At 67.3% G+C, this 15,004-nt stretch carries 13 protein-coding genes; 7 read left to right on the top strand and 6 right to left on the bottom strand.

Annotation, left to right across the window (positions count from 1 at the left end; all coding sequences use genetic code 11):
• Positions 1-264 precede the first annotated feature (264 nt).
• A complete protein-coding gene (locus tag AC5RWT_RS26670) occupies positions 265-702 on the top strand; it encodes a hypothetical protein (protein WP_494082826.1) in 438 nt (145 codons plus the stop codon).
• A 114-nt stretch (positions 703-816) separates the two neighbouring features.
• Positions 817-4,317, top strand: coding sequence for a DEAD/DEAH box helicase (locus AC5RWT_RS26665; protein WP_494082825.1), 3,501 nt, complete (start codon positions 817-819; stop codon positions 4,315-4,317).
• A 67-nt stretch (positions 4,318-4,384) separates the two neighbouring features.
• Here AC5RWT_RS26665 and AC5RWT_RS26660 read toward each other — a convergent pair whose 3' ends face one another.
• The gene (locus tag AC5RWT_RS26660) at positions 4,385-4,525 is read right to left on the bottom strand and encodes a hypothetical protein (RefSeq protein ID WP_494082824.1); all 141 of its coding nucleotides are present in this window, start codon (positions 4,523-4,525) and stop codon (positions 4,385-4,387) included.
• A gap of 208 nt (positions 4,526-4,733) precedes the next feature.
• On the opposite strand from AC5RWT_RS26660, the gene AC5RWT_RS26655 reads away from it, so the two are divergent.
• Entirely contained in the window at positions 4,734-5,288 is a 555-nt protein-coding gene (locus AC5RWT_RS26655; protein WP_494082823.1) for a histidine phosphatase family protein, read from the top strand.
• An 81-nt stretch (positions 5,289-5,369) separates the two neighbouring features.
• Here AC5RWT_RS26655 and AC5RWT_RS26650 read toward each other — a convergent pair whose 3' ends face one another.
• Entirely contained in the window at positions 5,370-6,659 is a 1,290-nt protein-coding gene (locus tag AC5RWT_RS26650; RefSeq protein ID WP_494082822.1) for a hypothetical protein, read from the bottom strand.
• Positions 6,660-6,844: 185 nt separating this feature from the next.
• Between AC5RWT_RS26650 and AC5RWT_RS26645 the strand changes: the two genes are divergently transcribed.
• From AC5RWT_RS26645 to AC5RWT_RS26635, 3 genes are all read left to right on the top strand, one after another.
• On the top strand, positions 6,845-7,606 hold the full coding sequence (locus tag AC5RWT_RS26645) for a DUF1353 domain-containing protein (RefSeq protein WP_494082821.1): 762 nt from the start codon (positions 6,845-6,847) through the stop codon (positions 7,604-7,606).
• A 112-nt stretch (positions 7,607-7,718) separates the two neighbouring features.
• Positions 7,719-8,240: a MarR family winged helix-turn-helix transcriptional regulator gene (locus tag AC5RWT_RS26640; protein ID WP_494082820.1), complete on the top strand. Its 522-nt coding sequence runs from the start codon at positions 7,719-7,721 to the stop codon at positions 8,238-8,240.
• Entirely contained in the window at positions 8,221-8,904 is a 684-nt protein-coding gene (locus AC5RWT_RS26635; RefSeq protein WP_494082819.1) for a hypothetical protein, read from the top strand. The genes AC5RWT_RS26640 and AC5RWT_RS26635 overlap by 20 nt, the downstream gene beginning before the upstream one ends.
• A 201-nt stretch (positions 8,905-9,105) precedes the next feature.
• Here the strand turns inward: AC5RWT_RS26635 and AC5RWT_RS26630 are convergent, their stop codons facing one another.
• The 4 genes from AC5RWT_RS26630 to AC5RWT_RS26615 all read right to left on the bottom strand — a co-directional run bounded on the left by AC5RWT_RS26630 (position 9,106) and on the right by AC5RWT_RS26615 (position 14,055).
• Entirely contained in the window at positions 9,106-10,011 is a 906-nt protein-coding gene (locus tag AC5RWT_RS26630) for a macrolide 2'-phosphotransferase (protein WP_494082818.1), read from the bottom strand.
• A 176-nt stretch (positions 10,012-10,187) separates the two neighbouring features.
• Positions 10,188-11,729, bottom strand: a complete 1,542-nt coding sequence (locus AC5RWT_RS26625) for an APC family permease (protein ID WP_494082817.1) — start codon at positions 11,727-11,729, stop codon at positions 10,188-10,190.
• Between the two features lie 2 nt (positions 11,730-11,731).
• Positions 11,732-12,655 (bottom strand): universal stress protein, encoded by a 924-nt coding sequence (locus tag AC5RWT_RS26620; protein WP_494082816.1) that lies wholly within the window; start codon positions 12,653-12,655, stop codon positions 11,732-11,734.
• Between the two features lie 2 nt (positions 12,656-12,657).
• Positions 12,658-14,055, bottom strand: a complete 1,398-nt coding sequence (locus AC5RWT_RS26615) for a flavin monoamine oxidase family protein (protein ID WP_494082815.1) — start codon at positions 14,053-14,055, stop codon at positions 12,658-12,660.
• A 215-nt stretch (positions 14,056-14,270) separates the two neighbouring features.
• Between AC5RWT_RS26615 and AC5RWT_RS26610 the strand changes: the two genes are divergently transcribed.
• Positions 14,271-14,966 (top strand): TetR/AcrR family transcriptional regulator, encoded by a 696-nt coding sequence (locus tag AC5RWT_RS26610; protein WP_494082814.1) that lies wholly within the window; start codon positions 14,271-14,273, stop codon positions 14,964-14,966.
• Positions 14,967-15,004: the final 38 nt, after the last annotated feature.

The raw sequence follows: 15,004 nt of genomic DNA, 5'->3' as shown, positions 1-15,004 counted from the left end.
GCAACGGACCCGCCACGTTCCGCCCGAACACCGTTGCGCTGCTCGTGGTGCTGATTCCGTTGGTCTGGACCGCCGGGCGGGCCGTGGCCCGGATCGTGCACGCTGCCAAGAAGTAGCCGCAGACCGGCCGCATGAACAGGGGCAGGCGCGGCGCAGGCCAGTCCCCGGACTCTTCCCGCAGCCCTCGCCCTGAGCACTAGCGGACACCACTGCCGGACCGTAGGCTCGGACGTACCAGCGGACCAACAGATTCGAGGACTCCCCATGAAACTGAGCCATATTCCGTTGCGCCTCTCCACCGGGGCGTTCATTCTCAACTCCGGCCTGGGCAAGCAGGACCTGGACAAGGACAGCGCCGCGGCCATGCAGGCGATGGGCAGCCGCGCGTTCCCCCAGCTGCGGGAAATGGACCCGGAGAAGTTCGGCAAGCTGCTCGCCTACGGTGAAACCGCCCTCGGCGCGGCGCTGCTGCTGCCGTTCGTTCCCAGCCGACTGGCCGGGCTGGGCCTGGCGGCCTTCTCCGGTTCGCTGCTGACCATGTACCTCAAAACGCCCAAAATGACCACCGAAGGCGGCATCCGGCCCAGCCCGGAAGGCACTCCCTTAGCCAAGGACGTCTGGATGTTCGGCATCGCACTGGCACTGATCCTGGATACCAAGGACAAGAAGCCGAAGGTACTCACGACCATCCAGCCTCTCTAGGCAAGGACACCGGAAGTCAGGACGACGACGGGGCCAGGCTCCGACGTCGGGCTCCCTGTCCTTCACGCCACCGCACGTGCCGGCCGCCGGTTCCAGCGTGAGATGATGGAAGCCATGGCCGCACACACTTTTCCGCTGGTTGATGTCAGCGAAATCATCCGGCTGGTGGGCGGCGCCGCCTTTGCCCGCGGGAAAATCTACGCCTCCGACGGCTCGGTCGCCGAGCTCGACTGGGACCCCTCTGTCCGCCTGCTGACAGCCAAGGTGATCGGCACCGCCGCCTTGCCCTACCGCTGCAGGATCTACCTGGAAGCCGGCAAGCCGGGGCAATGGCGTCCGGTCTCGTCCTCCTGCAACTGCCCCGTGGGCGACGACTGCAAACACGTGGCGGCCGTGCTCCTGGCCAGCAACAGCAAGCACGTCGTCACCAGCCCGGCCTTTGCCCGGGAGCCGGAACCGGAACCGTCCGGCTGGCAGGATTCGTTGGAGGGCCTGATCGGCGGCACGCCGGACAGCACCGGCCGGGGAACCGGCACCGCGTCGAAGGCCAAAACGAAGAAAACCTCCGCGCTGGGACTGCAGTTCGAACTGCTGGAGCCGGGGCGGCGGCAGGATCGCCAGTACCGGCCCTCCGGCCTGTCCCTGCCGCAGGCCTCCGCCCCCGGTCCCAACTGGACCCGCCAGGCAGGCAACCGGCTGCGCGTGGGGGTCCGTCCCGTGCTGCAGAACGAGACCGGCCGGTGGATCCGCAGCAAGCTGCGCTGGAACACGATCAGCTACAAGACCTACGGCCTGCCGCTGGACACCGAACAGCACCGCTGGTTCAGCCAGTTCGCGCCGCTGCACCGGGCCACCGGCCTCACCTACTTCGGCGAAGACAACGACTGGCTCTTTCTGGACGAGTTCAGCAGCCCGCTGCTGTGGGAGCTCTTTGCCGAAGCCAAGCGCCTGGGCATCGCCCTCATCGGCGCCAAGGCGGACACCGTCGTCGAAATCCGGGATCAGGCAGTGATAGGCCTGGACGCCCACCGTGACGGCGCCGCTTCAGCACCGGCGGCAGAAACCTCCGAAGAGGTGCGCCCCGAAGCTGGCGCCGAAGGCACCCCCGTCGAAGCCGCGGCGGAAGCGGCGGAGGCGCCGGCCGTCGAAGCGGTGACTCCCGGCGCTACATCGGAAACATCCGACCCGGCACCTGCCGACTTGGTCTTGACGCCCTCGCTGCGGATCGATGGCCGGGAACTGCCCACGCACACGGCGGGCATCGTCGGCACGCACGGCGTCTACCACTATGCCGTGGACGGTCAGACCGTCATCACGCTGGCTCCCACCGCGCACGCCGTGACCGACCAGGAAGCGAACCTGCTGCTTTCCGGCACACCGCTGACGGTTCCGGCCGCCGACGTCGAGCAGTTCATGGAGCGCTACTACCCCGTGCTCAGCCAGCGCATCGCTGTGGCCAGCAGCGACAAGTCCGTCAGCTTCCCGGAGATCGTTCCCCCGCTGCTGGTGCTGACCGCGTCCTACCGCAAGGGCAACGTGCTCCAGCTCGGCTGGCACCTCGAGTACCGGCACGGGGACAAGGCGCTGCGCCTGCCGGTCGATGAGGAACCCGACGGCAGCCACTACCGCGACGTAGCGGCGGAAAAGGATCTGTTGGAGGCGGCCGCGGCCGTACCGGGAGTGGGTACGACGGCGGCGCGCACCTTGCGGGACATGGCCACCGTTGATTTCACCCGCTACACCCTGCCCGCCCTCGAACAGGTCGACGGCGTGCGCGTGGACATCGTGGGCGAAAAACCCGATTACCAGGAGCTGACCGAAGCACCCGAGCTGACCATCAGCACGGTGGAGACGGACGAGAGCGACTGGTTCGACCTGGGCGTCATGGTCCGGGTCGCCGGCCGCACCGTCCCCTTCGGGAACATTTTCAAGGCCCTGGCCCGCGGGCAGACAAGGCTGTTGCTGGTCGACAAGTCCTATCTGTCGCTTGAGCAGCCTGTCTTTGACCGCCTGCGCCAGCTGGTGGATGAAGCCCGGCAGATGCAGGACCGGGAATCCGGCGAACTGCAGATCAGCCGCTACCAGGCCTCGCTGTGGGAGGAGCTGGAGGAAGTCGCCACCGAAACGGTGCAGGCCCGCAGCTGGCGCGAATCCGTGAAGGGCCTGTTGGAGCTGGAAGCAGTGGAGCAGACGCCGCTGCCCGCCGGCCTGGACGCCGACCTGCGCCCCTACCAGGCCGAAGGCTTCAACTGGCTGGCGTTCCTGTGGCAACACCGGCTGGGCGGCGTACTGGCCGACGACATGGGACTGGGCAAGACACTGCAGACCCTGGCCCTGCTGCTGCATGCCAAGCAGCACGGCGAAGCCGGAACCGCACGGCCGTTCCTGGTCGTCGCGCCCACTTCCGTGGTGTCCAACTGGGTTAACGAGAGCCACCGCTTCGCCCCCGACCTCCGGATCGAGGCCATCGGCGACACGCAGGGCCGCGGCCGCCGGCCGCTGTCCGAGATCACCCCGGACATCGACGTCGTCGTGACCTCCTATACGCTGTTCCGGCTGGATTTCGAGACCTACCAGGAAACGGAGTGGGCAGGCCTGATTTTGGACGAGGCCCAGTTCGTCAAAAACCGGGCCACCAAGGTCCACCAGTGTGCCCGCGAGTTGCGCGCACCGTTCAAGATGGCGATCACCGGTACCCCCATGGAGAACAACCTGATGGAGCTGTGGTCCATCTTCTCCATCGTCGCGCCCGGGCTTTTCCCGTCCGCCGTCCGGTTTGTGGACCAGTACCAGCGGCCGATCGAACGCAGCCAGGACAGGGAGCTGCTGCAGAAACTGCGCCGCAGGATCAAACCGCTGATGATGCGCCGCAGCAAGGAAGCCGTGGCCGAGGACCTGCCGGAGAAGCAGGAGCAGATCCTTGAGGTGGAGCTGACGCCCAAGCACCGGCGGATCTACGACACGCACCTGCAGCGCGAGCGCCAGAAGGTGCTGCGGCTGGTCGAGGACATGGACAAGAACCGGTTCACGATCTTCCAGTCGCTGACCCTGTTGCGCCTGTTGAGCCTGGACCCGTCCCTGGTGGATCCGAAATACTCCTCGGTCCCGTCCAGCAAGCTGGGAGTGTTGTTCGAACAGCTCGAAGACGTGCTTGGCGAGGGGCACCGGGCCTTGATCTTCAGCCAGTTCACCAGCTACCTGAAGAAAACCGCCCAGCAATTGGACGCCGCCGGCATCGAGTATTGCTATCTGGACGGCTCAACCCGCCGCCGCGCCGAGGTCATCGAGAAGTTCAAGAGCGGCAACGCGCCCGTGTTCCTGATCAGCCTGAAGGCCGGCGGCTTCGGGCTCAATCTCACCGAAGCCGACTATTGCTTCCTGCTGGACCCTTGGTGGAACCCTGCGACCGAGGCCCAGGCAGTGGACCGCACGCACCGGATCGGCCAGACCAAGAACGTGATGGTCTACCGGATGGTGGCCAGAGGCACGATCGAAGAGAAAGTCATGGCGCTCAAGGATCGCAAGGCAAAACTGATCTCGTCGGTACTCGAAGACGACGCGATGTTCTCCTCTAAGCTCACAGCCACCGACATCCGCGGGCTGTTCGGCGAGTAGTCGAGTCGCCCGCTCGGGGCGACTGAGCGAAGCGTCGGGTCCTCAGCGGACGGAAGTCCCGGTCCCCTTACCGGGCAACGACCTGCAGGAGCCGCCAGCCCTCGGGCACCTGCGCCTCAAGGGCAGCCTTGGCGTCGGCATAGGAGTCGCCTTCGGCCGACAATTCCCTGGTTTCGACCGGCTGGATGATTCCCACAACTTTGACCACGGACTAAAGATATCCCCGCTTGCCCCGGGGCTGCGGCAACCCGGACCATGCTTCCGGTCACGTCCGCCCCGCAGGTCCCGCTCGCATCCGCCCGGAAGGGCTTCGGTCACGTCCGTCCCAAACGGCCGGTCACCGCCGTCGGGCTATGGTGGTGGCTGGGGACAATTCACGCAAGGACCGTTGCGTCGACCGGAGACAAGGGGGCAGAGTGCTGGCACTGGTACGCCATGGACAGACCGACTGGAATGCCGAAGGCCGGCTGCAGGGGCATACGGATGTGCCGCTCAACACTGTGGGCAGACAGCAGGCACGTGATGCCGGAGACATGCTCTCCGGCGGTGACTGGGACGTCCTGGTGTCCTCACCGTTGGGACGCGCGATGGAAACCGCCCGGATCATCGGCAGCCGAGTGGGGCTGGAATTGGCGGACACCCTTCCCGGGCTCCGCGAGCGCGATTACCGCGGGATCGAAGGCACCGTGCTGCGCGGCCTGCACCGGCCGCAGATCAACGACCTCATGCGGCAGGCCGAACCGGAAACGCAGGTGGCAGCCCGCGGCATCGCCGCCCTGCAGGACCTGCTCCGGATGTACCCGGACCGCAACATCATTGCGGTGGCACACGGGACGATCCTGCGGCTCACACTGAACGCACTGCACGGCACGTTGCGGGACCATATCGCCAACGGTGAAACAGTGGCACTGGAACCGGACGTGGTGCTCGGCTACCGGGCTGACCCGGACCAGGTGTCCGTGATCTCCTGACGACGGTGCGCCGGCCCCCGGCGACACCACCGGTACCCTCGTCAGACGGTCCTCGGGAACAGGCCGGGCCGGCGAGCCCGGTTACTGGCTCGCGTCCAGGTGCGAGTGCAGGACAGCCACTGCGCGCTGGGGCAGTTCCTCCCGCGGGGCACACCAGTCCACCCAGCGGTGCAGGAAGGCTGTCAGCTCGGCCGGATCAACCGGTTCCAGCCCGCCTTCGGCCAGCACGGTCTCGCGAATCAAGTCCAACTTGACCGGGCTAACCCGGGTGAGCCGCCCGCCGTCGTAATCCCAGCCGTAGCCGAGGACGCGGTTCACCATGCCGAGTTCGGCCGCCGATTCATGCCCGGTCTCCCGCAGATACCGCCCGGCCATCTCGGCTATCTCCTGCTGCCGGAGCGCCTCGAGGTCGTCTTCCGGACCGGCGGTTTCCGGACCTCCCGGTTCCGGGCCTCCCGATTCCGGCCCGGCCGGGTCCGGTTCGCGGCCGCCGGGCTCGGACGGTCCACCGCCGGGTCCGGCGCCGGGCTCAGTATCGTCGAGCTCGGCATAGTCTTCGTCGGAGAGCCAATCCTCGCTCTCATCCTCCGTGTCGTCCGCCAACTCAATGATGGTGCGCAGCCACGCCTGCGCCACCCAGCGGCGGGCACCGAAGTCTTCGTCCACCATGTGTTCGGGCAGGTCCATCGAAGCGTCCAGGCCTTCCCACGCGTCCAAGGCGGTGCCGGTCAGGTCGGCGTCGGCATCAAGCACCAAGCCTTCTTCCTGGGCATCCGCGTTCAGGTCCCTGAGCGCCGCGGCGGGGTCGTCCACCAGACCGGTTTCCATCACCGTTCCGCCGAAAATATTGCCGTCCAGCAGCACCAACAGCCCGATCTTCTCGGTGCCGGCCGTGAATTCGAAGAGCGTGTTGACTTCGTCGCCGAAAGCGTCCGCGTAGCGGTGCATGGCGGTCACGGTCACCGGGTGCTTGGCCCACTCCGGTTCGGTAAACCCGTCGGCGACCAACCGGTCAGCCAGCGTTTCGGCGTCACGGCGCATGTCCGGGCGATCAATCAGGAAGGCCAGCGCCCGGAGCATCGGCACGGCGGCGGGGCCGGTGCGGTCTTCTGCCAGGTCGAGCCACGCATAGAACAGCTCGTGACGGCGCGGCTGACCCGACTCGTCCGGGGTGTCCCACAGGTCCAGCAGGTAGCCGCCCAGCGAGTGCGCTTCGATGGGGCTGGGCGACTCGATTGTTTCCGCAAACGGGCCCTCCAGCTCAAGGTAGAGCTCCAGCAGCGGGTCACCGCCGGAGCCGGCACGCGGACCGGAGCCGGGCGGGCGGTTCTTCAGCTTTTTCGGCTTGCGTTTGCGGCTCACTGGGCTCATGGGTCGAGTCTGTCATGCCGGCCGCTGCGATGGTAAGCGCCGGAACGAGGCGAGGCGGCCTCCGGGAACGGCCGCACCGCGCACGGAAATTTTGAGGCCTGGCCACCTGCTATGACGGTGTTTTGCGAGGTGGCGAGGAACTGGGCCGGTGGGAAAACATCAGCCCCGGATGTCACACTGGCCACATGCCGTTTTACCAGGATGCCGACGCCACTGAACCGCTGACGGCCATCCACCTGGTCCAGCGCAGCAAGAGGTGCTTTCAGTTGGCAGTGCCGTTCTACTACCAATTGGACGCAGCCTCCCCCATGGTTCGGATTGAGGCGCACAACCTCGCTGCCGGACTTGAGCACAACTCGAGCGATCTGGCCTCGGTGCCCACCTGGATGTGGGGACTGATAGCCAGTTACGGCCGGCAAACGGCACCGGCACTGTTGCACGACCAGCGAAAGGCAACGTCCTCCCGGTTTCCGCACGAGGAGGCGCTACGGTTGCGCCGAACCTATGACGAGGAATTCCGCCGCGCACTGCTGGACACCGAGGTGGCTGCCTTGCGTGCCCGGCTGATGTGGGCGGCCGTGTCCGTCCAGGCCAACCTTGAGCATGCCCGGATCCGCGGTTGGCTGTTGGCCTCCTCGGTGGGGATCGCGGCGCTGGCGCTGGTGGCCGCCGTCGGGCTCATGGTGGCCGGGGCAGGCATTGCGCCCCTGGCAGCGGCCGTTGTGCTGACCGTCCTGCTGTGCCTGGCTTGGAGCCGGGACTGGGCAGTGGTCGCCGTCCTTGCCCCGGCTTTCGCCCTGTTCTCCCCCGTGCTCGCCGCAGCACTGGCCGGTTCCCTGCTGCTCTGGCTCTGCGAAACGCTCTGGTGGGCAGCCTCCAAACTCTTCGTAAAACGTCACGAACCGCCCCCCGTCATCGGGCCCTTGGCCAGGACCTTGAAGCCGTGAGCCGCATCAGCACGCTCGGGCTCCTGATGCCGGCACCGGCCGCTGGAACACAGCCAACACCGCCTATATGGTTTGATTGGCAAAACCAAACGGAAACAGCTAAACTTGAAGCATGCCCCCCAGCTCCCGCAAACAGCCCGATCCGGGCGTCATGATCCGTGACGCCGTGGCTCAAGTGGTGCGCTGGACATCCCATGCGGACACGCGGAAACAGCTCTTCGATCCGCGCGAGGCCGGGCTGACACCAACGGACGTAGCTCTGCTTGAGTACATCGACGACAAGGGCCCCGTCCGGGTCTCGGAACTGGCCACGCAGCAGGGCGTGGACAAGTCAACCATGACCCCGCAGGTCCGCCGCTTGGAGGAAAAAGGGCTGGTGGACAAGCAGGCCGATCCGGACGACGGCCGGGCCACCCTGCTGACTGCTTCCACGGCCGGACGACGGATGCACAGGAACATCGGCAAAGCCGGCGCCGCCGTCGTCGATGAGATCCTGGCGGATTGGCCCGCCGAAGACCGTGAAACCTTTGCCCTCCTCTTCACCCGCTTCGCCGAGCAACTCATGCGCGGTGAACCCTCCCCCCGAAACGACACAGAAAGGAACACGACCGGCGATGTCATCCAAGGCTCTTGAGCAAGGTGGCAAACACGATCTGCACACGCTTTCTTCCCGGCTGACCGCCACCCGGCGGATGCTGGAGCACAAAGTGCGTACCGCCGGTTTGCTGTTCCCGCTGCTGACCCTGGCCGCCACGGCGGCATTCTGGGCTATCGTCTGGCTGCTCGACACCGCCCCCGGCCACGCCCTCTCCCCGGTGAATGCACTGCTGCGGATCTACGGCACCGGCATCGCGGTCGTCGCCAGCATGGTCATTGTCGGTGCCTCCCTCTGGCTGATCGCGAAGCGGCTGGGCTACGCCGACCGGTTCGCCGAGGTCCTCTTCGAGCACGTCGATGACATCGGCCCCGTTCCGGCCCTGGCCGGCAACGTGTTCCCAAGCGCCCCGGCACCGGCAGCCAAGCGCACCTACCCGGCACTTCCCGCGGGGGCTCCTGCCCTGCTGCAGCTGGAAGCTGCCAACAACGACGGCGCGCGGCCGGCTTCCGTACTGATGGCACCCGCTGCTGCGCAGCGCGGGACCGCGGCAAGCACCGGTGCGGCCGGAGCACCGCCGGATCAACAGTTTGCCGCTGCCCGGAGCCGCGCGGCCAACACCGCACCCGCGACGGACTGCCGCACGGCCGCGCCGCTGGCCAAGGGCAATCCCCTGAAAAAGGGCAAGGGCCGCAAGAAGTAGCAGCCCCCTCCATCCCAATGACCGGCGTCAGCGAACGGGCGCCGGTCATTGTCTTCCCCGCATGTTCCCGGCCCGGTGCTCTGCCCTGGGCCGGTGCGTGGCCCCGCTTGGGCTGCCCGGCGCGTGCTGCCCGCCCCGGCCGGGCTGCCCGGCGCGTGCTGCCCCGCCCCGGTTGCGCTGGCGGCGCAGCTGGTGGCCGGGTCAGGCGCCGGACGGATCCAGCTGGGCTGCCGCCGCGGCCTGGTGATCCGGGTGGCCCGTTTGCAGCGCATACATTCCATAGCCCACGGGTGCGGCCGCTATTAATTCAGCGCAATGCTCTCCGAGCCGGGGCGGGACGCGTCCGCCTTCGTCCCGAAAGGTCCGGACCGTTAGGTCAAAGGCCTCGGCCGTGGACACCATGTGGTGGGCGCTAAAGTCCACCGCCGGGTCACCGACCCTCGCCGTCGTCCAATCCAGCACTGAACGGATCTCATATTCCTCGTCCAGCAGCAGATGGGCGGGGTACAGCTCGCCGTGCGTGAACGCCGTAAAGTCGGGCCAGTAGCTGTCGTCGGCCAGCCAGGCGTTCCAGCGCTCCAGCAGTTCGGGGGCAACCCGGAACTCCGCCCTGACCGCGGACACGTTCGTGCGCCACTCCTCGCGGACCTCGGCGGCGGTCAGGGCCGGGACACCCTTGGCGCGGGCTTCGTCGGCGCCGATGCGCTGCAGTTGGGCGATCAGCCGCCCCAGGGAGGCACAGTAGGCCGGTGACTCGCGGTCGAAGTGCCAGACCGGCTCGCCGTCCTCCAGCGTCAGGCCAGGCTCGCCCGGCAATTCCTGGTAGGCGATCACACTACGGTTCCGGATGCGCCAGTCCGGCACCGCGGCGGAAATCCTGTTCTTGACCAGGTCCAGGATCCTGGCCTCGTCAGCCATCTTCGAGGAGACGTCCGGCCGCCGCGGAATTCTGAATACCCACCTCTTGCCGTCGTGCGCGGTTGCGTACGCGACCAGGTAGTCCAGCCCGGCTTCGTTGAAGTGCACGGACTTGGGATCAACGGTCAGCCCGTTTTGCGAGGCGAGATCGGCGACGGTATCCGGTGTGTAGTCGGTCGCTGCGCTCATGGGTGCCCTTCAGTCGCCTTGGTGCCACTGTAGTCAAGAGCCCAGGCCGAGGCCATCACAGCGCCGGCGCTGCCGCGGGCCTGCCCAGGCCTTGCGGAAAGCACGACGGCGGTGCCCCGCCCCGTAGGGCAAGGCACCGCCGTCGACGGTTCCTACAGAATGGCTATTTTCTTCGCTTAGCCGCGGTTCGCCAGGTCGTCGGCCGCCACTCCCCTGCGCAGGGTCGCGCCGCGGAAGAACTCCGGGTTGCGCCGATACATGAGCACCATCAGCACCGCCCCGAGCAGGATCACGCCGCAGCCGAGTACGAATACCAGGCCCAGGCCGCCGATCGACGAACCGGAACCGTAGGCCGGGTCCATCGAGTCCACGGCCGTCTGGACGAACATCACCAGCAGGATGACGCCTCCCAACAGCGGCGCCAGGAACTTGAGCCCGAATCCGCGCAGCGAAGTGAAAGCATCGGCCCGGAAGTACCAGACGCATGCCAAGGCGGTGACGCCGTAGTAGAAGCAGATCATCATGCCCAGCGCGGTGATGGTGTCCCACAGCGCGTTCTCGGACATCACCCGGGTGACGGTGTAGAAGCCGCCGGCCGCCACTGCTGCGGCGACGGTGGCGTAGCTGGGTGACTTGTACCTCGGGCTGATCGTGCCGTATCCGGCCGGCAGCGCCCGGTAGTGGCCCATGGCGAGCATGGTCCGGGCGGGCGAGACGAAGGTGGACTGCAGCGACGCCGCCGAACTGCTCAGCACGGCCAGCGACATCAGGATAGCGAACGGTCCCATCACCGGGCCGGCGAGCGTGGCGAAGATGCTCTCCTGGTTCTCCGGATTGCCGGCGCCCAGGCCTTCGGTGCCTACACCCGCGTAGGCCAGCACGGCCAGTGCCACGGTCATGTAGATCACGACGATGACCATGATGGTTGCCGCGGCGGCACGGCCCGGAGTCTTCTCCGGGTCCTTCGTCTCCTCGTTCATGGTGAGGGTGACGTCCCAGCCCCAGAAGATGAAGATGGACAGCGAGATGCCGGCAGCGAAGGCCGAGAAGGACTCGACGCCGAACGGGTTGAACCAGTCGGCGGAGATCTCCAGCGCGTCAAACGCCGTGCCGCCCGCCACATGGCCGAAGGCAGCCACGGCGAACCACACGAGCACCACCACTTGGAACGCCACCAGCACATACTGGAAGGTCTTGGTGGTTTCCATGCCACGGTACGAGATCCAGCAGGCCAGCCCGATGAAGATCCAGGTAGTGGCGATGTTCAGCGGCAGGTTGTTGGTCAGGTCCGCAAGAGCTGCGTTGCCGGTGAGCTGGGCGAGCATCAGGTAGAAGAAGTCGACCGCCACCGCCGCCAGGTTGGAGAGCACGATCACCGTTGCGGCGATCAGCCCCCAGCCGCCCATCCAGCCCACCCAGGGACCGAAGGCACGGGTGGCCCAGGTGAAGGACGTGCCGGAATCCGGCATGGCGTTGTTCAGCTCGCGGTAGCCGAGGGCCACCAGCAGCATCGGAATGAAGCCCACCAGGAAAATCGCGGGCAGGTGCACGCCGACCTCGGCGATCGTGGGGCCGAGCGCCCCGGTCAGTGTATACGCCGGCGCGATGCAGGAGACGCCGATGACGACGGCGCCGAGCAGGCCGACCGAACCGGATTTCAGGCCCTTCCGGCTCAGGCCGCCCGCGGTGTGCCCGGCCTTGGTGATGGTACTGGTCATGGTCATGCCTCCTTGCGGCCGGCGCCGTCGGAATGTCCAGCGCCCTTGGGCGGGCCCGGATCTTCGGTAAGTTGTGCGGCCCCCAGGTAGCCGCGCGGGACCACCACCATGGGAACCGGCAGCGCCCGCAGCACCTTGCTGGCCGTCGCCCCGAGGAACATCCGGTTGTGCGGCGCCAGCCGGCTGGAGCCGATCAGCATCACTTCGCCTTCGTCCCACTCCAGCGCGTCGATGGCGTCTTCGATCGAACGGCCCTCAGCGACGCCGGCGGTCACCCGACCGGGCAGCACCGCTTCTGCCTGTGCCAGCCGTTCCTTCACGTGGGCTTCAGCCCGGGATACCGCGTCCGCGTCGGAGGAATCCAGCGGCACCAGCGAGAGCAGCCTCAGGTCCAGGCCCCGCCGATGGCCGGCGTTCAAGGAAACCTGCATGACCTCGTCCGCCCCAGCCCGGTTGCCGACACCCACCGTGATCCGCGAGACGGATTCGGTGCGCCGGTAGCCGCGAGGCGCCAGCGCCACGGGGACCGTGGACGCGTGGAGCAGTCCGCTGGCGACGGTGCCGACGCTGAAGCGGCGGAAAACACTGTTGCGCCCGGCACCGATCACGATCAGCGTCGCGCCGAATTCCTCAGCGGCGGCAATCAGGCCCTCGGCGTTGGAGTCGGCGGGGCGAACATGGGCGCGGGCCGGAACGTCGTCGGGCACCATCTCGAGTCCCTCGGCCAGCCACTGCTGGATCTGTTCGGAGAGGATCCCGCCGAAGCCGGATTCCGGCCGCGGATAGGCGCCCGAGTAGGGCGAGGATTCGGGCAGCACCATGACCAGGTCGAGGCTGGCACCCTGCCGGCGGGCCAGCGCCGTCGCGAGGTTGACCGCTTCGCGTCCGCTGTCCGTGGCGGTGTAGGCCACAACATAGCGTCGCATGCCTAGCCCTTCCGGCCGGCGGCAGGGACGGGTTCAGCGGCGTCGGCCGCGTGTGCTTCGAGGATGCGGGCGGCGGTGCCGCGGCCCATCCGCACCGCGCCGTCCACGTGCTGGTAGCCAGCGCCGGCCAGATCGGAACAGGACCAATAGATCGGTCCCACCGGAGTCGACTGGTCCTTGCCGTAGCGGGACAGGCCGCCCAGATCGTAGCTGGAGGCGTAGGCGCCGCGGGTCCATTCCTCGGATCCCCAGTCCGACTCGTAGTACACCACCGGATCCAGCGCGGCCGGGCCGAGGTAGTCGGCGATAGCGGAGAGGATCGCGGCCTTGCGCTCCCCCGCACTGAGTGCGAACATCGCGTCGGCCTTCTCATCGCTCACGAAGCCGACCAGGGTTCCGCGGGAGTCGCCGTGGTTGGTGTTGTCGTACACCTCCTGGACCACCGAGTTGGCGCCGAAGCACGTTCCCGAGAGGCCGTCGGCCCGCCAGAACGGCGTCTCGTAGACGGCGTGGACCTTGATCACCAGGCCCAGCGACTGGTGCTGGTGCATCTGGTGCTGCCGGCGCGGCAGCGGCGGTTCGTAGGAGACGCGCGAATACAGGTTCGGCGGCACGGCCATCACGGCGTAGCGCGCCTCCACGGTGACACCGTCCGCGGTGGCGGTCACGCCGCCCTCGTGCCAGCGCAGCGCGCGGACGGGGGCGTTGAGCACAACGTCATCGCCCAGCTCGGCGGCCACGCGCACGGAGACCTCCTGCATGCCGCCCACTACGCGCTTGTCCAGAATGAAATTGTCGTCCACCAGGTTGCTGAACGAACCGGCCGAAGCGGCCATCAGGACCGCCTGCAGCACCGAGAACGAGTGCGCGGGCTTGGTCAACATGCCGCCGGCCACAAACAGGCCGATGTTGTTGCAGGCTTCCTCGTCCGCGGACTGCTGGCGCAGCCACTGGTGGAAGGAGATGGTGTCCAGCTCCCGCGCCTTCGGGTGCGCCCACGGTTCCTCGGCGCCCACCTCGTCCGCCAGGGCGTCCAGCAGGTCGATCAGCCGGTTCATCTCGGACTCGGTGGAGGCGCTGACCGGGAACATGGCACCGGTGTAGCGCTTGGCTTCGCCCGCCGCGTTCAGGTAGACGCTCTCTCCCTCGCGGTAGCGGCTGTAGGTTTCCAGCCCCAGCTCGTCCAGCAGCTCCAGCAGCGCGGTCTGGTCCGGTGAAACCCACTGTCCGCCGATCTCGAGCATCGCGCCGTCCACCACGTCGGTCCAGGTGCGGCCGCCCACCCGGTCGCGCGCCTCCAGCACGGCCACGGACATCCCCGCGCGTTTCAGGTCACGTGCCGCGGTCAGCCCGGAAGGCCCGGCGCCGATAACCACTACGTCCCGCTTCAACTTGCTCACTGTGTTCAACTCCCATGTCGTGCTCTGGCGGTCCGGCAGCATGCGTGCCCGGCCCTATGGCTAAATGAACGTCATTCATTTAGCTTGCATACTGTAACCCGCGCCACAGCCTTTTGAAAACCAGTGCTGTCACAGCCCGGTGGAGAGCGTTGCGTAGGATGGCCTGACAGGTCGTACCGCCGCGACCCGCACGGCCGAAGGAGTAGGAGCCCGTGGTGACAGCACGCCCAGTGCGCGAGGAAGCTTCCGTCCACAACGGGCACCGTCCCGCTGGGCGCCCAGTCCACAAACTGCTGTCCAAGGAACTGATGACGACGGCGGCGCTCGGCCTGATTGAATCGCGCGGCTACGAGGGGCTCACCATGTCCGCCCTGGCGCGCAGCCTGGGCGTTGCCCCCTCGGCGCTGTACAACCACGTGGCATCCAAACACGATGTCCTGCTGCTGCTCCAGGATCACCTGATGGCGGGCGTGAACGTGAGCGTGTTTGCGGAACTGGAGTGGCCGGACGCGGTGCGCCGCTGGGCCTGGTCTTACCGGGACGCTTTCACCCACCATGCCCCGCTGATTCCAGTGATCGCGGTATTGCCCGTCACCGGCGCCCCGCACACTTTGGCCATGTACGAGGCTGTTACCGCCGGCTTCCTGCAGGCCGGGTGGCCCGAACCGCAGGTGGTGCCGGCGATCGTGGCCCTGGAGTCCTTCATCTTCGGGTCCGCCTTCGACGTGACCGCACCCGCGGACATCTTCGAATCCGGCGAGCTGGCCGACGCCAACCCGGTGTTCACGTCCGCCGTGCGGTCGCAGGAGCCCGGCCCCTCCGGCTCGGCGGCCGACGCTGCCTTCGAGCTTGGTCTCGAGGCATTGATCGCCGGCCTCCAGGTCCGGCTGCAAGCCGCCCGGTCCGCCTGACCCCTGGCTGACTCCCCCGCTGCTGCGGGAAGTCGCCT

Source organism: Arthrobacter sp. Dra40 (genome assembly GCF_059091905.1).
The sequence above is the reverse complement of the archived record's forward strand: the minus strand, read 5'-3'. Positions and strand labels throughout refer to the sequence as shown.